Genomic DNA, 22,634 nt, shown 5'->3' with positions numbered 1-22,634 from the left:
TTCACATTCTAGTTCCCGCGCCATAGCGCGAACAGGGCTTGCGTTTTACAAGTAGACTTCAGTCTGCTTAGTTGGTTCCACCGGCACGGTCGGCATCGGCAGAGGGAGTGGGAGAGGACATGTCCTTTCAGGCGTACCTGGACAAGATCGAGGACAAGACGGGCCTGACGCCCCGGCAGTTCATCGCGCTCGCGCAGGAGCGCGGCTACGACAGCCCGGACACCAAGGCCGGCGTCATCCTGGAGTGGCTCAAGCAGGACTACGAGCTGGGCCGCGGGCACGGGATGGCGCTCGTGCACGTCATCAAGAACGGCGCGAAGATCTCCGACAAGCACGTCGGCTCGGGCGGGACCCACCAGGACGAGTCGGACACGCTCTGGCTCGACGGCAAGGCGAACCGTCCCTGAGACGGGCGCGGGGCTCTTCCGGCAGGTGGGGTCCGCGCTCCGGAGGTCCGTGGGAAGACCGCCGCTCCCGGTGGAGCGGCGGTCTTCCCATGTCCGGGGCGGTTCCTCAGCCGGCCACCGGCCCGCGCCGGGCTGCGGCCACCAGCAGGGCCGCGCAGACGACGCCGAGGACCGCCAGGGCGGTCCCGGCCCCCATGGCGTCGGCGTAGCGCAGCGTCGTGCCCGTCGCCGGGTAGAGGAAGGCGCCCACCACGGCGATCCCGGCGGCGGCCCCCAGCTGCTGGGCGGTGCTGAGCACGCCCGAACCGGCGCCGGCGTCCTGGGGCGGCACCTGGGCGAGCACGATGCCGGTGAGCAGGGGGACGATCATTCCGTTGCCGAGCCCGTAGACCGCGAAGCCGGCCATCAGCGGCAGGATCGCGTCGTCCGGTGTGCCCAGGCCGACGGTCGCGAGCGCCGCGGCGAGGCCGGCCGCGGTCAGGGCGGCGGCGACGACGAGCACCCGGATGCCGTAGCGCTTGTGCAGGGCGGGGCTGAGGCGTGATCCCACGGCGATGGCGACGGCCGCCGGGGTGAAGACGAGGCCGGCGGCGGCCGGACCGAGGTGCGACTCGTCCTGGAGGTAGAGGCCGAGCATGACGGCGAACGGCACGCTCGACATGTACAGCAGGAAATTCAGCAGGACGCCCAGGCTGAATGTCCGGCTGTGGAAGAAACGGACGGGGAGCAGCACGGGGTGGTTCTTCCCGCCGCGCCGCGTCTGGTGTCCGACGAAGAAGGCGAGGAGCAGGACGGCGGCGAGGAGGAGGAGCGGCCCGGTGGGCAGGAAATCCCCTTCCCGCAGGGTCGCGAGCGGCAGGAGGAGCAGGGCGAAACCGGTGGCGCTCAGGGCGATGCCGACACCGTCGATTCCCTGTCCGGTGCGCGGGGTGCGGTCGGCCGGCGCGGTCCGGGCGATGGCGATGTGGGCGAACGCGCACAGCGGTACCGCGACGAGGAAGACGGGACGCCAGCCCAGGCCCAGAAGGTCCCAGGAGGGAATCGCGCCGCCGAGTATCTGCCCGCTGACCATGCCCAGGCTCATGGAGACGCCGTACCAGGACAGCGCCTTGGCCCGCTCGGCGGGCGGGAACTGGACCCGGATGAGGGCCAGCACCTGGGGCTGGAGCACGGCCGCGGAAGCGCCCTGGGCGAGGCGCGCGACGATCAGGACCGCCGGTGACCAGGCCAGCGCGCACGCCAGCGAGGTCACGGTGAACAGGACGAGACCCAGGCGGTACATGCGGCGGCGGCCGAAGAGGTCGCCCAGCCGTCCGCCGGTGATCAGGCCCAGCCCGTAGACCAGGCCGTATCCGCCGACGACGGCCTGGAACTCGAAGGGCGACAGCGTGAACGACCGGTTGATCGAGGGCGCCGCGAGGTTGACGCAGAACTGGTCGAACAGGGAGAGGAAGGGGCCGATGGCCAGGACGGCGAGCGCCTGCCACCGGCGGGGGTTCAGCGGCGCCTCGTCCGCCGCCGGGGGCGGGACGGGGGTGCCGGCCGGGGACGGTGCGCGGCCGGCTGTGCGGGGGGCGGTGACCGTACGGCCCTGTTTCACGGGATTCTTCTCCTCACGCGGCCGGTCATGACTGCCGATTCGAGGAGCGGTACGGATCGGCGGTTCATCCAATCCACCGGTCGCCGCGCTCACAAGCGGACTTGGCGAAGTCTCCGCGGCGGCCGTTGTTCGCGGCGGCTTGCGCAACTCCGCATGGACAGCCTCGTACGGGCACGAACATCCTTCCGGTGGCAGCGTCCCCTTTCAGGAAGGCTGTGCCGTGGAAAGCCATCGCTCGGCGTCCCTGCTTTTCGGGGAGAAGCACCAAGGCGAGAAGGACCAAGGCGAGAAGGACCGGCAGGAAGAGGCCCGCTCGCTGTTGCTGCGCGTTCTGGACGGCTCCGTGCGTTCCGATCCGTATCCGGTGTTCGACCGGATACGTGAGGCCGGGCCCTTGTGGTGGGACGGGTCGACCGTCGTCTTCTCCTCGTACGAGCACTGCTCGGCCGTGCTGCGGGCGCCGGAGGCCGTCGCCCGGCGGGCCGACGCGTGTCCCGCCGGGCGGGACGGCCGGCCGGAGGGGCTGGCCGTCGCCGCGGCGGGCTCGGCGGAGCACGTGTGGCTGCGCCGGCTGGTGGCGCGGGTGCTCACGCCGGAGCGGCTGCGCGCCCTCGTCCCCTTCGTGCGCGCCCTCGTCGACGACCTCCTCGACGGGGTGGCGGCGCGCGGGCGGCTCGAAGTGGTCACGGACCTGGCGTATCCGCTGCCGGCGGCCGTGCTCTGCCGTCTGCTGGACCTGCCGCAGGAGGACGCGTCCTGGCTGCACCGGCAGGCCCTGCTGCTCTCCCCCGCCCTGGACCCGCACCCGCTGCTGACCGGCACGGCCCCGCCGGGGGGCGAGGCCCGTCTGCGGGCGGAGGAGGAACTGGCCGCCTACCTCGGCGAACTGGTGCGCTCGCGGAGCGCGCGGGGCGGCGAGGATCCGCTGTCGGTGCCGAAGGGCGCGGACGGGCCGTCCTCGGCGGTGCGGCTCGCCGCCGCGTGCCGGGCCCTGCTCGTCGCGGGGCACGAGACCAGCGTCGACCTGGTCTCGGGCGGCGTCCTGGCGCTGCTGCGGGCCCCGCACGTACGGGAGGCGGTGCGGCGGGACGCCCGGTACGCGGGCCAGGTGGTCCAGGAGGTCCTGCGCCTGGATCCGCCGGTCCAGCTCCTCCACCGTCACGCCGTCGCCGATCTCGACGTCCGCGGCACGCGGGTGCCCGCCGGGACCACCCTGCTGCTCCTGCTGGCCGCGGCTCACCGGGATCCGCGGGTGTGGGACAGCCCCGAGGTGTTCTCCCCGGACCCGGCCGGGGCGCCGCACGCCGCCTTCGGGCTGGGGCCGCACGCGTGTCCGGGTGAACCGGTGGCCCGGCTGATCGCCGAGACGGTTCTCATCCGGTTCGCCCAGCGGGTCACCGGTGCCCGCTTCGCCACCGGGACCCCGTCCTACCGACCGAACGTCACCCTGCGCGGCCTGCGGGCGCTGTGGGTCGATTCCGACGGCTTCGGCGACCGCGGTCTGCCGTGGCCGCCCTCGTGACGCACCCGCCGCTTCGCTTCGCAGCGCTCACCCGGCTCACCCATGGGAGCAAACTCGTGACAGTCCTTCACACCGCTTCGCGCACCCTGACGCTGGACTGCGTGTTCGACACGCCCGCCGGCGAGGACCGGGACGTCCTGGCCGGCCGGCACGTCCTGGCCCGCATCGTGTACGGGCACCACGGCGGGCAGCCGACGCTGTACCAGGGGTCCCCCCGGCTCGACGTGCACATGATGGCCGCGTCCGGCGTCCCGTTCACGGAGGCCTGGGTCACCGACCGTCCCGTGCGCTCCGGACTGCAGGACAACCTGGTCTACGCGGAGGACGGCGAGCACTTCTTCTGCGCGGTGCGCGTCGAGGAGAGCGGCGTGTACCGCGACGCGGTGCACGCCGCCTACAGTGCCGCGTTCCGGATGGCCTGGCAGCAGGGGTACACCGACCTGTTCCGCATGTGGAACCTGGTCGGCGACATCACCGGCGACAACGCCGAGGGCACCGAGATCTACCAGGACTTCTGCGCCGGCCGGGCGCTGGCCTTCGAGGAGTGGTCCGGGCGCTTCGAGGGCATCCCCGCGGCGACCGGCATCGGCTCCCTGGGGACGGGCATCGACCTGTACTTCCTGGCCTGCCGCCCCGGACGCACGACCCATCTGGAGAACCCCCGGCAGACCCCGGCCCACCGGTACCCCGACCGGTACGGGGCCCTGCCGCCGAGCTTCGCGCGCGGCACCCACCTGGCGTCCGAGGGGTACGGGACGGGGGCCCTCTACGTGTCGGGCACGGCCAGCATCCTCGGGGACGACACCGTGCACCCCGGCGACATCGAGCGGCAGCTGGACGTCACGCTGGCCAACATCGAGGCGCTGGTGAGCGGGGAGAACCTGCGCCAGCACGCCGTCGACGCCGGGTACGGGCTGACGGAGCTGGACAGCGTCAAGGTCTACGTCCGTGACGCGGAACATCTGCCGGCGGTGCGGGCCCGGTGCGCCGAGGTGTTCTCCGGCGCGGCGGACGTGGTCTTCCTCAACGTCGGCATCTGCCGGCCGGACCTGCTCGTCGAGATGGAAGGGATCTGCCGGTGACCACCGCCCCGCCCCGCCCCGCCGGTGACGCCGTCGCGCCGGCCTCGGTCTCCGGGACCCGCAGCGGCAACTTGGTCGAGCTGCTGGAGGAGACCGCACGCGCGCACGGCCTGCTGGACCGCACCGCCTACATCGACGAGGACGGCGAGCACTCCTTCCGCTCGGTGTACGAGGGGGCGGGCCGGGCCGCCGCGGCGTTCGCGGCGCGCGGTCTCGGGCCCGGCTCACGGATCCTCGTCGCGCTGCCCGACGGCATCGACTTCGTACGGGCGTTCCTGGGCGCCGTACGCATCGGCGCGGTGGCGATCCCCGTCAACTCGATGTTCCACCCGGACGAGATGGCGCGGGCCTCGGAGATCGCCGAGCCGGCGGCCGTGGTGGCCTCGCCGGAGTTCGACGGGCTGTTCACCGCGCCGGTGCTGACCGCCCAGTCGTTGACGCGGGACGACGGCGGTGCGGTGCCCCCGTACGCCGACTGCGCGCCGCACACGCCGGCGTTCGCCGCGTTCACGTCGGGCACGACCGGCGGCCCCAAGCTCTGCTTCCACACGCACGCGGACGCGGAGGTCCTCGACCGTGCGGCCGGCGAGGCGATCGGGGTGCGGGAGGACGACGTCTGCTACTCGGTGCCGCGGATGAACTTCGCGTACGGGCTGGGCAATTCGCTGTTCTTCCCGCTGCTGCGGGGTGCCGCCACCGTGCTCACCGGCCGGCGGCTGGGCCCGGCCGACTGCCTCGCCCTCATCGCCCGGCACGGCGTGAGCGTCTACTACAGCCAGCCCACCTTCTTCGCGCACATGCTCGCCCACCCCGACGCGGAAGACGTCCTCGGCCGGCTGCGCGTGGCGGTCGTCGCCGGGGAGGTGCTGCCCCAGGCGCTGGAGCGGCGGCTGCGCCGCATCATGGGCGAGCGCCTGCTCAACGTGTACGGCACGACCGAGATCGGGCACGCCCTGCTGGTCAACGGGGCGGGCTCCTACCGGGAGTTCACCCTCGGCAGGGTGCTGGCGCCGTACCGGCTGCGCGTCGTCGACGAGGAGGGACGCCCGGTGGCCGCCGGCGGCGAGGGCCGGCTGGAGCTGGCCGGGCCCACCATCGGTCCGGGCGTCGCCCGGGGAAGCGACACCCCGCTGCGGACGGCGCCCCAGGAGTGGTACGCCACCAGCGACGCGGCGACGGTCGACGCCGACGGGTTCGTCCGGGTGCACGGGCGTCTCGACGACGTCGAGATCGTCGGCGGCATCAACGTGCACCCCACCGAGATCGAGGACCGTCTCATGGAGCACCCGGCCGTGAAGGAGGCGGCGGTGTGCGCGGTGCGGCGCGACGACGGGGTCTCGGTGCTGCGGGCCTTCACCGTCCTGCGGGCGGGTGTCGACGCCGCGGCCGCGCAGGAGGTGCGCCAGGAACTGCTCGCCGCCTGCCGCAAGTCGCTGACCTGGTACAAGGTCCCCGAGGACGTCTTCTTCGTGACGTCGCTGCCCCGTAACCACATCGGCAAGCTGCTGCGCCGCACGGTCCGCGCGCAGGCCGCCGACGGTTCGTTCCGGCCCTGACATCCGCTGCCCCGACCTGTCCGCCGGTTCCTCGTCGGGTCCGGCCCCGTCCACCTGGAGTGAGAGCGTTGACAACAGCTGACACCGGCACCACCACGGTCACCTTCGACGGTGAGAGCCTCACCACCGACGCGGTCGGCCGTGTCGCGGAACTGGGAGCGCCCGTGGGGGTGTGCCCCGGTGCCGTCGCCAAGGCGCTCAAGAGCCGCGCGGTGCTCGAGGACCTGGCGGAGCAGAACATCCCCATCTACGGCGTGACCACGGGCTACGGCGAGATGATCTACATGCAGATCGACAAGTCGAAAGAGGTCGAGCTGCAGACGAACCTGGTGCGCAGCCACAGCGCCGGGGTGGGCCCGCTGTTCGCCGAGGACGAGGCCCGGGCCATCATGGCGGCGCGTCTGAACACGCTCGCCAAGGGGCACTCCGCGGTCCGCCCGGAGATCCTGGACCGCCTGGCGCTGTATCTGAACGAGGCGATCACACCGGCGATACCGGAGATCGGTTCGCTCGGCGCCAGCGGTGACCTCGTGCCGCTCTCGCACCTCGCCGGCACGCTCATCGGCGAGGGCCAGGTGCTGCGCGACGGCAAGCGGCGGGAGACCGGCAAGGTCCTGCGCGAACTGGGCATCACCCCGCTGCAACTGCGCTTCAAGGAGGGCCTGGCGCTGATCAACGGGACCTCCGCCATGACGGGACTCGGCTCCCTCGTCGTGGAGCGGGCGTTCACCCAGGTCCGCCAGGCGGAGATGGTCTCGGGCCTGCTCAACGACGTACTGCGCGGGTCCAGGAGCCCGTTCCTGGCCGAGGGCCACGACGTCGCCCGGCCGCACGCGGGACAGATCGACTCGGCGGCCAACATGCGGACCCTGCTCGCGGGCAGCCGGCTGGCCCTGGACCACGCCGACCTGCGCCGCGAGCTGGAGAAGGCCAGGCAGGGCGGCGGTGACGTCCAGCGCACCGACGTGTACCTGCAGAAGGCGTACACGCTGCGCGCCGTGCCGCAGATCCTCGGTGCGGTGCGGGACACCCTCGAGCACGCGCGGGGGCGGCTGGAGACGGAGCTCAACTCCGCCAACGACAACCCCCTGTTCTTCGAGGGCGAGGAGATCTTCCACGGGGCGAACTTCCACGGCCAGCCCATCGCGTTCGTCATGGACTTCACCACGATCGCGCTCACCCAGCTCGGGGTGCTCGCCGAGCGGCAGGTCAACCGGCTGCTCAACCGGCACCTCAGCTACGGTCTGCCGGAGTTCCTCGTCGCCGCCGACCCGGGCCTGCACTGCGGTTTCGCCGGCGCGAACTACCCGGCGACGGCCCTGGTGGCGGAGAACCGGACCATCGGGCCCGCCAGCACCCAGAGCGTGCCGTCCAACGGCGACAACCAGGACGTCGTCAGCATGGGCCTGATCGCGGCCCGCAACGCCCGGCGGGTGCTGCAGAACAACAACCGCATCCTCGCGGTGGAGTTCCTCGCCGCCGCCCAGGCCGTGGACGTCTCCCGGCGGTACGACGACCTGAGCCCGGCGAGCCGGGCCACGTACGACGCGGTGCGCTCCCTGGTGCCCACCCTGGGCGTGGACCGCTACATGGCCGACGACATCGAACTGATCGCCGCGGCGCTGTCGCGGGGTGAGTTCCTGCGCTCCCTGAGCCGGGAGGGAATCTCGCTGCGCTGATCCGGCGTACGGCGGTGCGGGGGACGGGGCACGACCGGTGCGCCGTCCCCCGCACCGCGTTCGGGGCCCTTCAGGGGCCCGGAAACACCGCACGTCCCGTCCCCTGTTCCGTCCTCTTCGGCGAAAGGCGTTTCCATGACTCAAGTGACACAGCGTCCCACCCTGGACGCCCCGGCCCCGCCGCAGGCCGGCACCTCGCGCACGCCCTCGTTCTTCTTCAACGGCCACGCGCCGCGACGGCGGCTGCTGGTCGCCGTGGTCAGCGCGCTGTTCGGCTTCGCCCTGACGGTGGTGTGGTCGGCGGAGTTCGTCGACAGCACCATCGGCGACAACGTCGCCGACACCCTGCTCGGACACCACGCCAAGGACAGCCCCATCGCCGGCGCCCTGGCCGGTCTGGCCTTCGCCGTGGCGACCGGGGTGGCGGGCACGTTCACCGCGTGCAACGTCGCCGTGTTCAGCGCGCTGGCCCCGCTGACCGGCGGCCCGTCCTCACCGCGCCGGCGGCTGACCGCCGCACTGCAGCCGCTGAGCGGACTCGCCCTGGGCGCGATCACCGTGTCGGCGCTGTACGGGGTGCTCGTCGCGCTGGTCGGCACCGGGATGCCGCAGTTCGACGACACCCCGTCCGGCAGCGGGCTGTCCGGCCGTCTGATCCAGGCGATGGTGGTGTACGGGCTCATCGGCCTGTGCATGCTGGTGCTCGGGCTCTCCGCGCTGGGGGTGGTGCGGGACCCGCTCGCGCGGCTGACGCGACGCTTCCCCGGCGCACCGATGCTGTTCATGGGCGCCCTGGTCGGGGCGTTCCTCATCGGGCGTCCGTTCCCGCTGTTCCGGCAGCTCTTCCGGGACGCGGCCGAGAGCGGCAACCCGCTCTACGGGGCGGCGGTGTTCGTGCTCCAGACGCTCGGCAACCTCGCCGTCGTGGCGGTGCTGTTCCTCCTGGTCACCGTCGCCTTCGGGGACCGGTTGAGCCGCTGGCTGACGGCCCGGCCGAGCCGCGCCTCGGCGCTGATGGCGGCGGCGTTCATCGCCGCCGGCGTCTTCATGCTCCTGTACTGGGACCTGCGGATCCTGGCCCGCCGCGACCTGATCTGGTACCCGATGGCCCCCTGGGCGCACTGAGGTACCGGCGGCACGCGGACGGGCCGGGCGCGGGGTGCGCACCCGGCCCGTCCGCACACCCACCACGCCGTCCGGCCCCTGCGTCTGATCGGCGGGCCGGACTCAGGACGCCCCGGCGTCGTCGCCGGAGCCGGCCGTCTCCTCCCGCGCCATGCCGAGGAAACGCCGGATCGCCTCGACCGGCATGTCGAGCCCCTCGGACGCGGACTGCTCGTCGCCGAACACCTGCACGGCCTCGGCGACCGCCCCGGCCAGTTCCATCTCCGCCTTGCGGACCTTCGCCTCGGCCTTGTCCACGGTGTCGACCACCGCCAACTGGCGGCGCTGCTTCTCCTGGAGCCGCTGCTTACGGGAAAGGGTCTTGTCAAAGCTCTGCACGGACATGACCAAGATCATAATCAGTTCACGTGAGCGTCCGACGCCCTCTCGCCTCCGCCCCCGGTTCCGTCGGCGGCTCCTCAGGCGGGCAGTTTCATGTCGATGACGAAGCCGATCTCGACGACCTGGCCGGGCAGGGTCAGTTCGGTGAGGCCCACGACCGTGCCGGCCGGGCGGTGGTCGCCGAAGTACGCCAGGTTGCCCTCCGCCGTCGCCGCGGCGTTCTGCCGCAGGTCCACCACGTACAGGGTCTGCGAGACGATCTGGTTCCGGGTGGCGCCGTAGTGGTTCAGGACCTTGTCCATGTTGGTGTGGGTCCGCTCGAGCTGGGCGGCGAAGTCGCCCGCGTGGAGGAACTCGCCCGCGTCGTCGAACGCGAGCTGTCCGGAGACGTGGACCAGCTCGCCGGACCTGATCGCCTGCGCGTAGCCGAAGTCGCTCTCGGCCGGTATGCCGTAGCTGAAGACATCGAGGGTGGTCATGGGGCTCGCCCTTCCGATCGACTCTCTTGTGGTTACTCGGGAACTGTAGGAGAGTGAGGGCTGACCTGGAAGAACGCACTTTTCGGTGACTGAGGAACCTCATGGTGACCAAGCAACTGCTCGAGGGCCTGCCCGAGGACGCCGACCTGCGGCGCGCGGACTCCCTGGCGCGGGAGATCTTCTCGGACGTCGCCAACAAGTGGGCGCTGCTGATCATCGAGGCGCTCGGCGAGCGCACCCTGCGCTTCAGCGAGCTGCGGGACGAGGTCGAGGGCGTCAGCCACAAGATGCTCACCCAGAACCTGCGCATGCTGGAGCGCAACGGCCTGGTCGACCGGAAGGTGCACCCCACCGTGCCGCCGCGGGTCGAGTACACCCTCACCGAGCCGGGCCGGGCCCTGCGCATCGCGGTCGACGTCATATGCGGCTGGACCCAGCAGCACCTCGGTCACATCGAGAGCGCGCGCGGCCGTTTCGACGCCTGACGGGCACGCGGCGGCACCCTCGGCAGAGCCGGCCGACCGGTCCTCCCGGGCCCGGTGAACGGCGCCGGCCCCGCTCCGGACAGTCCGGGGCGGGGCCGGCGCATGGGCGGGGCCGGTGTTTCAGCGCCGGGGAGGTTCAGACCGCCGCCGGCTTCGGCGCCGGCTCCTCCGCGGTCTCGGTCTCGGTCTCGGTCCCGGCTTCGGGCTCCGGCGGGGCCTCCTCCTGGCCGACCGGCGGGATGTGCCGCATCAGGACGACGAAGAAGGCGCCGGCGACGGCGATGAGGGCCGCGCTGACCCCGGCCACCGTGTGCAGGCCACTGGTGAAGGCCACGCGCACGGGCTCCATCAGCGTCTCGGCGAGCGGTCCGGACAACCCGTCGGTGGCGGCCGCGGCACCGGCGACGCTGTCGCGGGCGGCGTCGGCGGCGCCCTCGGGCACACCCGCCGGGACGGTGTCGGCGATCTCGCTCCGGTAGACGGCCAGGCCCGCGGTGCCCAGGGTCGCCACACCGAGGGCGGCTCCGAACTCGTTGCTCATCTGGGACAGGGCCCCGGCCGAACCGGCCTTCTCCACGGGGACGGTGCCCACGACCATGTTCGTGCCCAGCGCCACGATCGGAGCGCCGCAGAAGGAGAACACGGCGAACCCGGCGATCAGCACGGCCGTGCCGGAACCGGCGTCGAGCTGGGTGAAGGTGAGCAGGACGGCGGTCACGCCCGCGATGCCCGCGCCGATGACGTACGCGGGACGGACCTTGCGGGCGATGATCGGGCACACCGCGAAGGAGACGGTGGCCGCGGCCATGCCGGGCAGCATGCCCAGTCCCGCCTCGAACGGGGACATGCCCTGGGCGGCCTGGAAGTACTGGGTCATGAAGAGCATGACCGTACCGCCGATGAGGCTGTAGGCGAGCAGGCTGAGCAGCGCGGCGGTGAACCGGCCGTGGGCGAACAGGGTGACGTCGAGGAGCGGGCTGCTCAGCCGGCGCTGGCGCTGGACGAACAGCACGCCGATGACGAGCCCGGCGACCAGCACGGCGACGGGCAGGGCCTCGATGCCGTCGCGGGCGAGTTCCTTGATGCCGTAGATGACCGGGACGGTGCCGCCCAGGCTCAGCAGGACGCTCGCCGGGTCCAGGCGGCCGGCCTCGGGGTTCTTGAACTCGGGCAGGACACGCGGGCCGACGATCAGGGTGAGCACCATCACCGGGACGCCGATCAGGAACAGCGAACCCCACCAGAAGTACTCCAGCATCACGCCGCCGAGCAGCGGGCCGACGATCGCGCCGATGGTGAAGCAGCTCGCCCACAGGCTGATGGCGACCGTGCGCTGTTTGGCGTCCTGGAACATGGTGGTGATGAGGGCCAGGGTGGACGGCGTCAGGCTGGCGCCGGCGATGCCCAGGAGCACGCGTGCGGCGATGAGCATGCCCGGACTGGTGGCGAAGGCCGCCATCAGGGACGCGGCACCGAACGCGGCCGAGCCGATCAGCAGCAGCTTGCGGCGGCCGATGCGGTCACCGAGGGTGCCCATGGTGACCAGGAAACCGGCGACCATGAAGCCGTAGATGTCCATGATCCACAGCTGCTGGTTGGAGTCGGCGCCGAGATCCGCGCTCAGGTGCGGCAGCGCCAGGAGCAGTACGAAGACGTCGAGGGCCACGAGGAGGGTCGGCAGAGCGAGGATGCCCAGCCCGATCCACTCCTTCCGCCCGGCTTTGGGAGCACCGCCTGCAGTCATGTGCCTGTTACTTCCCCTCGTCATGGGTCGTGCGCGTGTGGGTGTGGGTGTGGGTGTGGTGGCGCCCGGGTGCCGCGCGTACCGCGCGTACCGCGTGTGCCGCGTGCCCTCGGGCCCACCCGTCACCGTCCTCCGGGGCCTGCCGCGCCCGCATCTCTCTGCGTGCTGAATCCGGATGCGGAATCCGCGAGTTGCATGAAGCAACTTGGAAGATGCCCAGGCGGAAGCAGGGCCCGTAACTTCATGGACACAGCAGCCGGAACGCCCGGCTCGCCACGATCCGCAGGGAGTCAAGGACATGACCGTCAAGAACAAGCTCGGCCTCGTCACCCGTGTCGGCGCCACCGCCGCCCTCGCCCTCGGCCTGGGTGCCGCGGTCGTCCCCGGCGCGTCGGCCGCGGCCGCGGCCCCCGTCGTCTCGGTGACGCCGGCCACGGGCCTCAGCGACGGCACCACGGTCACGCTCAACGCCTCGGGGCTGACGCCGGGGACCGTCTATCACGTGGGCCAGTGCGCCTTCGTCGACGGCGGGCAGTACGGCTGCAACAAGGCCACCGCCCTGGACGTCACCGCCGACTCCTCGGGCAACGTCAACACGAAGATCACCGTGAACCGGTCCTTCCAGGCCGTGGTCGGCTCCGCCACCACCCCGTGGGGCACCGTGGACTGCAAGGTCACCGCCTGCCAGGTGGGCCTGGGCAGCGACAAGGGGGAGGGCGGTGGCCAGCTGATCTCCTTCTCCTGACACCGGTACCCGGACCGGTCGCCTTCTGAGGCGCGGTCAGCTCACTGACGTCGGCCCGCTCTCCGTCCCCGCTCCGCCACGGCCCTCCCCCTCTGGGCCGCGGTGGCGGGGGCGGAGAGCCGCTTCAACTCCGCGGGTCGGTACCGAGACGGTGGCCGTGCCGGCGCCGGGCGGGCCGGGGCCGACGCCGTACGGGGCAGGGCCGGACCTCCAGCGCGGGCGCGGACGCGGCTGCGGCAGGAGGTACGGGGGTGGGGGTGGGAGACGCGGGTGTGCCCGGGGAAGCGGGCCGCGGGGCGGCAGACGCCTTCGGCGGACTCTCGGTCCCCGGCAGGTCTTCGGCGTCCGGCAGCCCGATGTCGAAGTCGCGCCAGGCCCAGGCCCAGGCGGCGGCCCGCCGGAAGGGCCCGTCGGGGCCGTCGTCGAGGCGGGCGCCGGCCGGGGTGCTCATCGTCCGGCCGTCGTCGGGGAGCCGCCGGCCGTGGTGCGCACCGGCGCGAGGCCGTAGCGGACGCCGGTCAGCGCCTCCGACAGTTCCCACAGACGGAGCCGCGCCGAGGCGTCACGTGACGCGCGGCTGGAGGACGCGGGAGCCGGCGCGCCCCGGCTCTCGAACCGTTCACCGGGGCCCAGATAGGCCCCTCCCGGCACATGGGGGTCGGTGGCGGCGCGCAGCACCGGCAGCATCGCCCGCTCGGGCGGCTGTGCCAGCAGCCGCAGCGCGATGCCGCTCACCGGGCGCAGCCACGCGGGCGCCTCCCCCTCCCACAGGGCGGTCGTCGACAGACCAGGATGCGCGGCGACGGAGAGGGTCTCGGCTCCGCTGCCGGCCAGCCGCCGCTGCAGCTCCCGGGCGAACATCAGATTCGCCAGCTTCGACCGGCCGTAGGCGCTCAGCGAGCGGTGGCCGGCGCCGTCACGGGCCCCCGGTCCGTCCACGGCGCCCCGGCCGGCCCGGTGGGCGAGGCTGGCCACCGTCACCACGCGGGAGCCGGGAACCGGGCGCATCAGGTCCAGCAGCAGTCCGGTCAGGGCGAAGTGACCGAGGTGGTTGACGCCGAAGTGAGGCTCGAAGCCGTCCTCGGTGCGCGGGCGGGAGGGGAACATCACCCCCGCGTTGTTCACCAGCAGGTCGAGCCGCCGGTGCCGGCGCCGTACCTCGTCCGCGGCCCGGCGTACCGAGTCCAGGGAGGCGAGGTCGAGACGGACGACCTCGGTGCTCCCTCCGATGAGGGCCGCGGCGGCCCGGCCGCGTGCGGTGCTGCGGCAGGCCAGGACGACGTGCGCACCGCGTTCGGCGAGTGCCCGGGCCACCTCGAGTCCGAGGCCGCCGCTGCCGCCGGTGACCAGTGCCGTTCTGCCGTACTGGCCGGGGACGCCGGCCGGGGACCAGTGCATGGGAGTCCTCCTCGGGTGGCGGCGTGCGCCGTGGAAGGTCAGGCCGCGGCTCCGTAGCCGTGCCGGACGATGAAGTCCGCCGTGACGTCGTAGTAGGCCGGGTCGGAGGGCGCGTCGGTGGCCAGGCCGCTGACGTAGCGGTTGTACATGCAGAAGGCCGCCGCGATCAGCACCGTGTCGTGCAGGTGGGCGTCGGTGGCGCCCTCGGCGCGGGCGGCGCGGACCGCCTCGTCGGAGACGGGACGGGCGTGGGCCCGCACCTCGGCGGCGACCCGCAGCAGGCTCTTCAGCAGTGCGGAGACCGGGGCGCCCTCCGGGTCGGCGAGGACCGCCCCCACCACGTCGGCACCGCCCTCCAACTGGGCGGCGGCGAACGCGCTGTGGGAACGGGCGCAGAACGGCGTGCTGTTGAGGTGCGAGACGTAGGCGGCGATCAGCTCGCGTTCGCCGCGGGTCAGGGGCGAGTCGCCGCTGCGCAGCAGCGTCTCCGCGAGCCGGTTCAGCGGGGCGCCGGTGTCGGGGCGCTGGGCCATCAGGCCGCTGATGCCGGGCAGGTCGTTGTCGATCGCGATGTGCGCCATCGGAGCACCCTTCACTGGGGCGGGCTCGGTCGGTGCCATCGTCGTCAGCGGCCGGGAGGGCGGCCAACTCCGAGGATGCGCAGCCCCGGTACCCACGACGGGCGGCCGTCGAAGGTGCGCACGCTCGGAGTTGGCCGGAACCCGTGCCGCTTTCCACGATGGGCACCGGCCGGCCGCCCCGGGCAGGGGCGGCCGGCCGCCCCTGCCCTTCGGGGCCGCCCAACGACTTACGGAGCCCCATGCCCGCATCCGTGTCCGCGTCCATGCCCGCGTCCGTGCCCGCGCACGGGAAGGCCCACCGGCGCTCGGTCGCCGCGACGGTCGTCGGCAATTTCATCGAGTCCTTCGACTGGCTGGCGTACGGGCTGTTCGCGCCGCTGTTCGCCGCCCGGTTCTTCCCCTCCGACAACGCCCTGACCTCCGTACTGGGGGTGTTCGCGGTCCTCGGTGCCGGTGTCCTGATGCGGCCGCTCGGCGGTCTGCTGCTGGGCCGGTTCGCCGACCGGCGCGGTCGGCGGCCGGCGCTGATGCTGGCCATCTCCCTCATGGCGGGCGGCTCGTTCCTCATCGGGGTCACCCCGACGTACGAGCGGATCGGACTGCTCGCGCCGCTCGTGCTGCTCCTGGCGCGGACCGCCCAGGGCATCTCGCACGGCGGCGAGTGGCCGGCCGCGGCCACCTATCTGATGGAGGTCGCGCCGGAGCGGCGCAAGTGCGCGTACGGCAGCCTGTTCTCGCTGACCACCTGCGCCGGCGCGTTCACCGCCTCCCTGCTGGGCGGCGCGCTGACCGCCACGATCGGTTCCGAGGCCATGGCGGCGTGGGGGTGGCGGGTGCCGTTCCTGGTCGGCGGCGTCCTCGGCCTGGTGCTGCTGGTGCTGCGCACCCGGCTGGCCGAGACCGACGTGTTCCGCCGCGAGGTGAGCAGCCGGACGGGCCGCGGCTCGGTGCGCCGGGTCCTGGGCGCCCACCGGCGCCAGGTCCTGCTCGCCGTCCTGTTCGTGGCCGGTACGGGCACCGTCGGCGGTACCTGGACCGCGGTCGTCCCCGCGCTGGGCGGGCGGATGGCCGAGCCCGGCACGATGATGTGGGTCGCCGTGACCGCCACCGCGTTCCTCATGGTGGTCAACGTCCCGCTCGGTCTGCTCGCGGACCGGATCGGGGCCGCCCGCTTCCTCGCCGCGGCGAGCGTGGTGTTCGCGGTGGCGGGCTCCTGGTCGTATCTGACCATGCGGGGCACCTTCACCAGCCTGCTGCTCGCCTACGGCTCCGGCGTGGTCTACCTGACGTGCGCGACCACGGTGCTGCCCAAGCTCCTGACGGAGATCTTCCCGCCGCAGGTGCGCGCCCTGGGCATCGGGCTGCCCAACGCCGTGACCAGTGCGGTGCTCGGTGCCGTCATGCCGGTGTCGGCCACGTTCGCCGCCGAGCGGGACGCCTCCGGCTGGTTCATCGCCGCGGTGATGGCGGCCGTCCTGCTGTCGCTGCCGGCGGCGGCGCTCTCCCGCCGCCCGGGCGCCGCCCGCCCCGCGCTGGACCGGGCCGGGCTCACGCTCACCAAGTGAGGGAGGAGAGCGGATCAGAGTTCGGGTTCGCGGTGGAAGTACGTCACCGCCCGTTCACCGCGGACGCCGAGGTCCCGGCGCAGGGCGTCGGGGTCGAGGAGCTGGGCCGTGTCGACGGCGACGAGGGCCTGTGCGCACCCGCGTCGGCGCAGTTCCGTGAGGGCCGCCGCCACCAGGGCGAGACCCACGCCGATCCCGCGCAGGGCGGGGGCGACGGCGGCCTCCAGGACGCGGCCCCGGTCGCTCGCCGCGTACGCCAGGACGTGACCGGCGGGGTGGCCGCCCACCTCCAGGAGCAGCGCGAACCCGGAGAACTCGCCCAGCCGCCGGATCCGGGCCCGGAAGAGGGCGGGGTCGTACGTCTTGGGGACCCGGGAACGGCTGCGCAGGTGCAGGCCGTGCAGCACCTCGGTGTCCTGGTCCGGCACGGCCGCCCGGATGTGCCCGGCCGGGGGCAGGGCCGCCGGCGGCGCCCCGTGCGACAGGTCGACGTCGTACTGGGTGAGCGCGGCGGCGCGTACGAAGCCGGTCTCCTCCAGGACGCGGGGCAGCACCGGGTCGCCTTCGAGGATCCCGCCGACGTCCAGGCCCAGCGGGGTGCCTCCGGCCAGTCCGAGCGCGTCCGTGCGGTCCAGCAGGTGCAGGATCAGGAAGCGGGCCGCCGGGGCGCTGCGCGGGCCGGGCGGGACCGTGAGGGCCGCCTCGGCGGCGGTGCCGCCGCCGAGGGCCAGTGACGCCCAGGCCAGCAGTTCGTCGCCGGGTCCGGTCAGGCACCAGCTGTTGTCCGCGTAGTGGGGGTGCGAGAGCGTCAGCCGGATGTCCTCGTGGGTGCACGCGGCCGTGCCCGTACTGCCTTCCTCGTACGCCCTGACCAGTCGCACCAGCGTGTCCACGGAGACGTCCGCGGAGCGTCTGAGGACGAATTCTCCCGGCACGGTCATGGAAATTCGTGCCCCTTCCTGGGGGATCGGTCGTGGGTCGGCGAGTCATCGCCCGGGGCGGTCGGCAGCGGGTGGGCGGCGCGGACGGGAGGGCCGGGTGCGCGCGGGCGCCCCTTCCCGGTCGCGGAGCCGGCGGAAACGGGGTCGCCGGACACACCGTGGGCCGTACGGGGTCGTCAGCGTCTGCGTCGTCCGGTGCGGGCGGGCAGCGATCCGGTGGAGAGCCGGACCGTGTCGGGCGCTCGGCCGGGTAAGGAGCCGGGGCGGAGGTGCGGACACCGCGCGGCGCGGGGCCGCCCGGGGGCAGCCGCGGAGGCAGCCGGGATGTGGCGCGGGGCGCCGGCACGGCGTCCGTCGAACGCCATGGCACCTCACCGCCCTTCGCTCCGGCCAACACCCTTCGGCGTAGTCGGATGCTACTTGGCGAAGTCGTTCCGGATCTTCTTCCAGATTGCTCTCTGCCTTCGTGACGTGCGGGAATTGTCCCCGTCTGCCGGACGGAAGCCGTTCGGGGACACCATGTCCACCGTGGCGGGGACGCCCGCCCGGAGAAGAAACGACGTGCTCGGACACCCTCGCGGGCGCCGGGCCGCCCACCCGCCTACCGCGGTTCACGCCGGACCGGACCGGCCGCGCCGGGGGCGACGTCCCCGGCGAACACACCGTGCGGGTCGACGCGGGCCCGCACCCGGCCGGCGGCGGCCGCGCGGTCCTGGTCGAGGTGGAGCTGCGGACGCCCGTACCCCTCGACCAGGGACGGCACGGTGCTCCCCGTGTCCCAGGGTGCGAGCGCCTCCCGCACGGTGGCGCAGTGGTCGTGCAGGGCCTGGACGGTGACCGGTCCGAAGGGCGGGCCGGACCCCATGTACGCGTAGGCCGCGTCCACCCCGGACAGCGCGCCGCCCTCCGGGTGGGCCTCGGCGAACGCCCCGCCGAGCTGGCGCAGTGTGGCCACGGCCAGCGGTGAGCCCGACCCTTCGCCGACGGCGCCCAGGAAGGCTTCGGCGCCGGCGTCGTCCAGCTCGCGCAGCAGCAGGTGGTCGCCGATGAAGGGGACCGGTTCGGCGGGGTCCATGTGGGCGTCCAGCACCCCGGCGGGTCCGGTCGGCGCCCAGGTGTCCAGCAGCGGCTCGGCGATGTCGCGCAGCGGGCCGAGGAGCCCCGCCGCCGTCTCGCGGGCCGTCGCGGTGTCCTCCGCACGGCGTGCGAGGACGGCGCCGTCGACGCAGAGCACCGGGCCGGCGGCGAGCTGCGGCGGGACGCCGGGGACCGGGGGCAGGTTCATGATGCGCAGGGACGTGGTGGCCTCGCGCGGCGCGTGGCGTGACCAGGCGCGCCACCGGTCGAGCAGCGGCCGGGCGTGCGCGGCGGACCAGTAGCAGGCGCCGGTGACGACCCGCGCGACGGGGAAGAGGCCGATCTCGACGCCGGTGACGACGCCGAACCCGCCTCCTCCGCCGCGCAGCGCCCAGAACAGCTCGGGGTCGTTCCCGGCGTCGGCGCGCACCGACTCCCCGTCGGCGGTGACCAGTTCGACGGCGCGGACGGTGTTGACGGCGAGTCCTGTACTACGGCCGTAGAAGCTGACGCCGCCGCCGAGCAGGTAGCCGACGACGCCGACGCCCTCGGCCGAGCCGTGCGCGGCGGCGAGCCCGTAGGGGGCCGCCGCGCGGACGACCTCGCCCCAGGTGGTGCCGGCCGGGACGCGGGCGGTGCGGCGGACGGGGTCGATCTCGACGCCGCCCGCGAGTGCGGTGCGGATGAGCAGGGCGCCGTCGGCGGGCCGTACGGCGCCGGAGGCGTGCCCGGTGCTGTGCACGCGCACCGGCAGGGCGGCCCGGACCGCGGCGCGCACGGCGGCCCGTACCTGAGCGGGGGTGCGCGCGGTGACGGCGGCGGCCGGACGGGGCGGTGCGGCGAGGTTGAACGCGGCGGTGGCCCGCTCGTACTCCGGGCTTCCGGGCCGGGCGAGGGCCGCCTCCCGGACGTCGGAGAGGGACATGGACGGATTCCTTCCGTAGCGGGCTTCCGTATCGGACTTCCGTATCGAGCTTCCGTATCGGCTTCTGCGGCGGCGGCCGGCCGGGCCGTCAGGCCTCTTTGACCGCGGTGAGGAACACGAAGGTGCCCGGCCCGCTCTCCTCGCGGACCGTCAGGCCCGCCTCGGTCAGCCAGCGCCTGAGGTCCCGCGGATCGAACAGCCGCAGTCCGCCCTCGTGCTGCGGGAAGCGGTGGGCCGACTGGAAGTAGCGGTAGACGGGGTCCTCGGAACGGCGGAACGTCATCGCGGTGAAGGTGCCGCCGGGCCGCAGGATCCGGCCGGCCTCGGCGATGGCGGCCGGCGCCTCGTCGTAGAAGGCCTGCAGGGCGTTCCAGCACACGACCGCGCCGACGGAGGCGTCGGCGAAGGGCAGGTCGGCGGCGCCGGCCAGCACGGCGGGCACGTCGGGCAGCCGGCCGCGCAGCACGTTGAGCATGGGCAGCGAGCTGTCGACCGCGACGAGGCGGTCGGCGCCGACGGCCTCGGCGACCACGGTGGTCCACCGGCCGGCCCCGGCGGCGAGGTCGACGACGGGGCCGTCGACGGGGATCACGTGCTCGGCGATGTAGCGGTCCTCGTCGTCGGGGGTGACGGCGCCGCCCCAGTTGGAGCCGGCGACCCGGAGGAACGAGGGGCGGGCCACGGCCTCGTAGAACAGGCCCATGCTGGGCACCTGGGACAGCTTCTCCAGGAAGTCGTCCACGCCCGCCTCCTCGCCGACGGGGGCGGTCAGGTCGAGGATGCCGCCCGCGGCCGGATAGTCCGCGGCGCAGCCGGTGCAGGTGAAGCGCCCGTCGCCCGGCTCGAGTTCCTTGTGGCAGGCGGGGCAGCGCAGCGCGGCGGTGTGCGCGGCGATCAGTTCGGGTCCGGCGGCGGGGGCGGTGGCACGGGCCCGGTCGGGGACGGCGGCGGCCGGGGCGTCGGCCGGGTCGCCGTGGCACACCGCCCAGTAGGCACGGGCCCCGGTGCAGCCGAGGACCGTGCGGGTGTCGTTGTCCCAGGCGGCCAGGAGCTGCTGCGGGCTCAGGGCCTTCACCCAGCTCTGGTCGAAGGCGACCTCGTCCTCGTTGAGGGTCCACACGGACGGGGAGGGCCACACCCGGCCCAGTCCGGGCCGGCCGGGGTCGAGTTCGCTCAGGGCGCGGTCGAGGCGGGAGAGGTCGGCGGGGTCCAGTTCCAGGCCGGATACGGCCGCGAGGATCTCGTCCCGGTCGGCCGGGAAGTGCGACAGCAGGTAGAGCAGGGCGAGGGTCAGCGGGGTGCCGATGCCCTCGGTGCGCAGCAGCTCCAGGTACGTGTCCAGGTGGACGCGGACCGCGCGGGCCACCGGCCCGGCGACGGTGGGGTGTTCGGACTCGGCGAGCAGACCGAGCAGGATCGCCAGGTGCCCGCGGCGCCCGTCGCCGGCCCGCTCGAGCGCGGCGGCCAGGGCGGGTACGGCGTCGAGGGCCGACGCGGTGGGTTCGCCGTCGTCCCACACCGCCTCGACCAGCGTGCGGTAGTGGTGCTCCGCCTGTTCCGGCGCGGCGTTCACGAAGGCGTCGATCAGGGCGTCGGTGGCGTGGGCGGTGGCTGCGTTCACGGGGCGTCCTTCCTGCATCGGTGCGGCGTCACCGGCATCACCCGGCTCCCTGCGTGACCGGCGCGCTGACCTGCGACGAAAGGGGCCGGTCGTGGGGATGCTGCCAGTGCCGCACGCGCCGTCGCATCTTCTGGGCTGCCCTCCTTGCGAGGGTCGCGGGACCGTCGGCGGACGCTGTCGGCGCACCCCCGAGGGACAGCCAGGGCACGCCGCGACGGAGAGCGATGGAGAGCGACGGAGAGCGAATCTCCAGGCAGAACAGCCACAAGTGGCGTTGCCGCCTGGAGATTCGCTCCCATCAGCGCCCTGTGACGGGACGCGCCGCCCTGTGACGGGACGCGCCGACAGCGACCGCGGAACGCCGGGGACCACGGAGCAATCGACAAGATGCGGGGCCGTTCCGCGGCGGCGCACGATACGGCTGGACGCACGTGTTTCGGGATCCGTCCCGCCGGGCGAGCCCTGTGACCTCCTTCAGTGAGCCGCGGCCTTCACGCGCGGACCGACTCTCCTCGGAGCGCTTCATGCATCCCTTCCGTATCGACATCCCGCAGGACCAGCTCGACGACCTGCACCGACGGCTGGAGGCGACCCGCTGGCCCGACGAACTGCCCGGTGTCGGCTGGAGCCGCGGGGTGCCGCTCGGTTATCTGAAGGAGCTCGCCGAGTACTGGCGCACGTCGTTCGACTGGCGTGCGGCCGAGGCGCGCCTGAACGCGCACCCGCAGTTCGTCACCGAGATCGACGGCGCCCCCGTGCACTTCCTGCACATCACCTCGCCCGAGCCGGACGCGACGCCGCTGCTGCTCACGCACGGCTGGCCGGGTTCCGTCGCCGAGTTCCTCGACGTGATCGGCCCGCTGTCCGACCCGAGGTCCCACGGCGGTGACCCGGCGCAGGCGTTCCACCTGGTCATCCCGTCGATCCCGGGCTACGGGTTCTCCCGTCCGCTGCCGGAGAAGGGCTGGGACACGGGCCGTATCGCCCGCGCCTGGGCCACGCTGATGGAGCGTCTGGGGTACGACCGGTACCTGGCGCAGGGCGGTGACGCCGGCGCGGTGATCTCCCTGGAGCTCGGACGGATCGACCCCGAGCACGTCATCGGCGTTCACGTGAACATGCTGATGACCTTCCCCTCGGGCGATCCGGCCGAGCTCGCCGGGCTCGGCCCGGCCGACCAGGCCCGCCTGGGCAAGCTGGCCCGCTTCGACGCGGAACTGTCGGGCTACATGAAGGTCCAGCAGACCCGCCCGCAGACGCTGGCCTACGCGCTGACCGACTCGCCGGTGGGCCAGCTCGCCTGGATCGTGGAGAGGTTCCTGGACTGGACCTCGGCCGAGCAGCGGCCCGAGGAGGCGGTCGACCGCGACCTGCTGCTGACCGTCGTGTCGATCTACTGGCTGACGGCCACGGCCGGTTCGTCGGCCCAGTTCTACTTCGAGGGCGCCGAGGGGGTACGGGCCGCCGCCTCCGGCGCGGTCCCGCCGCCGCTGACGGTGCCGGTGGGCGTCGCCGTCTTCCCCGACGACATCTTCGTGCCCGTCCGGAGCCTCGCCGAGCGCGACCTGCCCCACCTCACGCACTGGACCGAGTTCGAACACGGCGGGCACTTCGCCGCGATGGAACAGCCGGCCGCCCTGACCGGCGACATCCGCGCCTTCGCCCGCTCCCTCACGTCCGCCACCGCCACCGCCGCCTGAGCCGACACCCGTTCAGACAGA

20 protein-coding genes are annotated in these 22,634 nt (G+C 73.4%); 10 read left to right on the top strand and 10 right to left on the bottom strand.

What is annotated here, in order from left to right:
- Nucleotides 1-119 precede the first annotated feature (119 nt).
- Nucleotides 120-407 (top strand): DUF4287 domain-containing protein, encoded by a 288-nt coding sequence (locus tag ACF1DX_RS30790; protein ID WP_391794417.1) that lies wholly within the window; start codon nucleotides 120-122, stop codon nucleotides 405-407.
- 106 nt (nucleotides 408-513) lie between these two features.
- Here the strand turns inward: ACF1DX_RS30790 and ACF1DX_RS30785 are convergent, their stop codons facing one another.
- Entirely contained in the window at nucleotides 514-2,007 is a 1,494-nt protein-coding gene (locus ACF1DX_RS30785; protein ID WP_391794416.1) for an MFS transporter, read from the bottom strand.
- Between the two features lie 220 nt (nucleotides 2,008-2,227).
- On the opposite strand from ACF1DX_RS30785, the gene ACF1DX_RS30780 reads away from it, so the two are divergent.
- From ACF1DX_RS30780 to ACF1DX_RS30760, 5 genes are all read left to right on the top strand, one after another.
- Complete coding sequence (locus ACF1DX_RS30780) at nucleotides 2,228-3,529, top strand: cytochrome P450 (RefSeq protein ID WP_391794415.1); 1,302 nt, start codon at nucleotides 2,228-2,230, stop codon at nucleotides 3,527-3,529.
- Between the two features lie 56 nt (nucleotides 3,530-3,585).
- Nucleotides 3,586-4,611, top strand: coding sequence for an FkbO/Hyg5 family chorismatase (locus ACF1DX_RS30775; RefSeq protein WP_391794414.1), 1,026 nt, complete (start codon nucleotides 3,586-3,588; stop codon nucleotides 4,609-4,611).
- Entirely contained in the window at nucleotides 4,608-6,167 is a 1,560-nt protein-coding gene (locus tag ACF1DX_RS30770) for a class I adenylate-forming enzyme family protein (protein ID WP_391794413.1), read from the top strand. Before ACF1DX_RS30775 ends, ACF1DX_RS30770 begins: the two co-directional genes overlap by 4 nt.
- A gap of 68 nt (nucleotides 6,168-6,235) precedes the next feature.
- Nucleotides 6,236-7,846: a tyrosine 2,3-aminomutase gene (gene cmdF / locus ACF1DX_RS30765; protein WP_391794412.1), complete on the top strand. Its 1,611-nt coding sequence runs from the start codon at nucleotides 6,236-6,238 to the stop codon at nucleotides 7,844-7,846.
- Nucleotides 7,847-7,981: 135 nt separating this feature from the next.
- A complete protein-coding gene (locus ACF1DX_RS30760; RefSeq protein ID WP_391794411.1) occupies nucleotides 7,982-8,971 on the top strand; it encodes a hypothetical protein in 990 nt (329 codons plus the stop codon).
- A gap of 102 nt (nucleotides 8,972-9,073) precedes the next feature.
- On the opposite strand, the gene ACF1DX_RS30755 is transcribed toward ACF1DX_RS30760, so the two are convergent.
- Both ACF1DX_RS30755 and ACF1DX_RS30750 read right to left on the bottom strand, forming a co-directional pair.
- On the bottom strand, nucleotides 9,074-9,355 hold the full coding sequence (locus tag ACF1DX_RS30755; protein WP_391794410.1) for a hypothetical protein: 282 nt from the start codon (nucleotides 9,353-9,355) through the stop codon (nucleotides 9,074-9,076).
- A 74-nt stretch (nucleotides 9,356-9,429) separates the two neighbouring features.
- Complete coding sequence (locus tag ACF1DX_RS30750; RefSeq protein WP_391794409.1) at nucleotides 9,430-9,831, bottom strand: RidA family protein; 402 nt, start codon at nucleotides 9,829-9,831, stop codon at nucleotides 9,430-9,432.
- A gap of 101 nt (nucleotides 9,832-9,932) precedes the next feature.
- On the opposite strand from ACF1DX_RS30750, the gene ACF1DX_RS30745 reads away from it, so the two are divergent.
- Entirely contained in the window at nucleotides 9,933-10,316 is a 384-nt protein-coding gene (locus tag ACF1DX_RS30745; RefSeq protein ID WP_391794408.1) for a winged helix-turn-helix transcriptional regulator, read from the top strand.
- Between the two features lie 136 nt (nucleotides 10,317-10,452).
- On the opposite strand, the gene ACF1DX_RS30740 is transcribed toward ACF1DX_RS30745, so the two are convergent.
- Nucleotides 10,453-12,060, bottom strand: a complete 1,608-nt coding sequence (locus tag ACF1DX_RS30740) for an MFS transporter (RefSeq protein WP_391794407.1) — start codon at nucleotides 12,058-12,060, stop codon at nucleotides 10,453-10,455.
- Nucleotides 12,061-12,358: 298 nt separating this feature from the next.
- Between ACF1DX_RS30740 and ACF1DX_RS30735 the strand changes: the two genes are divergently transcribed.
- The gene (locus tag ACF1DX_RS30735; protein WP_391794406.1) at nucleotides 12,359-12,805 is read left to right on the top strand and encodes an enediyne antibiotic chromoprotein; all 447 of its coding nucleotides are present in this window, start codon (nucleotides 12,359-12,361) and stop codon (nucleotides 12,803-12,805) included.
- A gap of 124 nt (nucleotides 12,806-12,929) precedes the next feature.
- On the opposite strand, the gene ACF1DX_RS30730 is transcribed toward ACF1DX_RS30735, so the two are convergent.
- From ACF1DX_RS30730 to ACF1DX_RS30720, 3 genes are read right to left on the bottom strand one after another with little or no spacing between them, the layout of a single operon-like run.
- Complete coding sequence (locus ACF1DX_RS30730) at nucleotides 12,930-13,256, bottom strand: hypothetical protein (protein WP_391794405.1); 327 nt, start codon at nucleotides 13,254-13,256, stop codon at nucleotides 12,930-12,932.
- Complete coding sequence (locus ACF1DX_RS30725; RefSeq protein WP_391794404.1) at nucleotides 13,253-14,203, bottom strand: oxidoreductase; 951 nt, start codon at nucleotides 14,201-14,203, stop codon at nucleotides 13,253-13,255. Before ACF1DX_RS30725 ends, ACF1DX_RS30730 begins: the two co-directional genes overlap by 4 nt.
- A 38-nt stretch (nucleotides 14,204-14,241) precedes the next feature.
- The gene (locus tag ACF1DX_RS30720; RefSeq protein ID WP_391794403.1) at nucleotides 14,242-14,784 is read right to left on the bottom strand and encodes a carboxymuconolactone decarboxylase family protein; all 543 of its coding nucleotides are present in this window, start codon (nucleotides 14,782-14,784) and stop codon (nucleotides 14,242-14,244) included.
- A gap of 239 nt (nucleotides 14,785-15,023) precedes the next feature.
- On the opposite strand from ACF1DX_RS30720, the gene ACF1DX_RS30715 reads away from it, so the two are divergent.
- Nucleotides 15,024-16,349 (top strand): MFS transporter, encoded by a 1,326-nt coding sequence (locus ACF1DX_RS30715; RefSeq protein ID WP_391794402.1) that lies wholly within the window; start codon nucleotides 15,024-15,026, stop codon nucleotides 16,347-16,349.
- 14 nt (nucleotides 16,350-16,363) lie between these two features.
- Here the strand turns inward: ACF1DX_RS30715 and ACF1DX_RS30710 are convergent, their stop codons facing one another.
- The 3 genes from ACF1DX_RS30710 to ACF1DX_RS30700 form a co-directional block, all read right to left on the bottom strand.
- The gene (locus tag ACF1DX_RS30710; protein ID WP_391794401.1) at nucleotides 16,364-17,290 is read right to left on the bottom strand and encodes a GNAT family N-acetyltransferase; all 927 of its coding nucleotides are present in this window, start codon (nucleotides 17,288-17,290) and stop codon (nucleotides 16,364-16,366) included.
- Between the two features lie 601 nt (nucleotides 17,291-17,891).
- A complete protein-coding gene (locus ACF1DX_RS30705; RefSeq protein WP_391794400.1) occupies nucleotides 17,892-19,292 on the bottom strand; it encodes an FAD-binding protein in 1,401 nt (466 codons plus the stop codon).
- An 88-nt stretch (nucleotides 19,293-19,380) separates the two neighbouring features.
- Nucleotides 19,381-20,913, bottom strand: coding sequence for a methyltransferase domain-containing protein (locus ACF1DX_RS30700; RefSeq protein WP_391794399.1), 1,533 nt, complete (start codon nucleotides 20,911-20,913; stop codon nucleotides 19,381-19,383).
- 524 nt (nucleotides 20,914-21,437) lie between these two features.
- On the opposite strand from ACF1DX_RS30700, the gene ACF1DX_RS30695 reads away from it, so the two are divergent.
- A complete protein-coding gene (locus ACF1DX_RS30695; protein ID WP_391794398.1) occupies nucleotides 21,438-22,613 on the top strand; it encodes an epoxide hydrolase family protein in 1,176 nt (391 codons plus the stop codon).
- The last annotated feature ends 21 nt before the right edge of the window (nucleotides 22,614-22,634 follow it).

Source organism: Streptomyces sp. NPDC014676, from assembly GCF_043084105.1.
In the GTDB taxonomy this organism is placed as follows: domain Bacteria; phylum Actinomycetota; class Actinomycetes; order Streptomycetales; family Streptomycetaceae; genus Streptomyces.
This window is presented reverse-complemented; position numbering and strand designations above follow the sequence as displayed.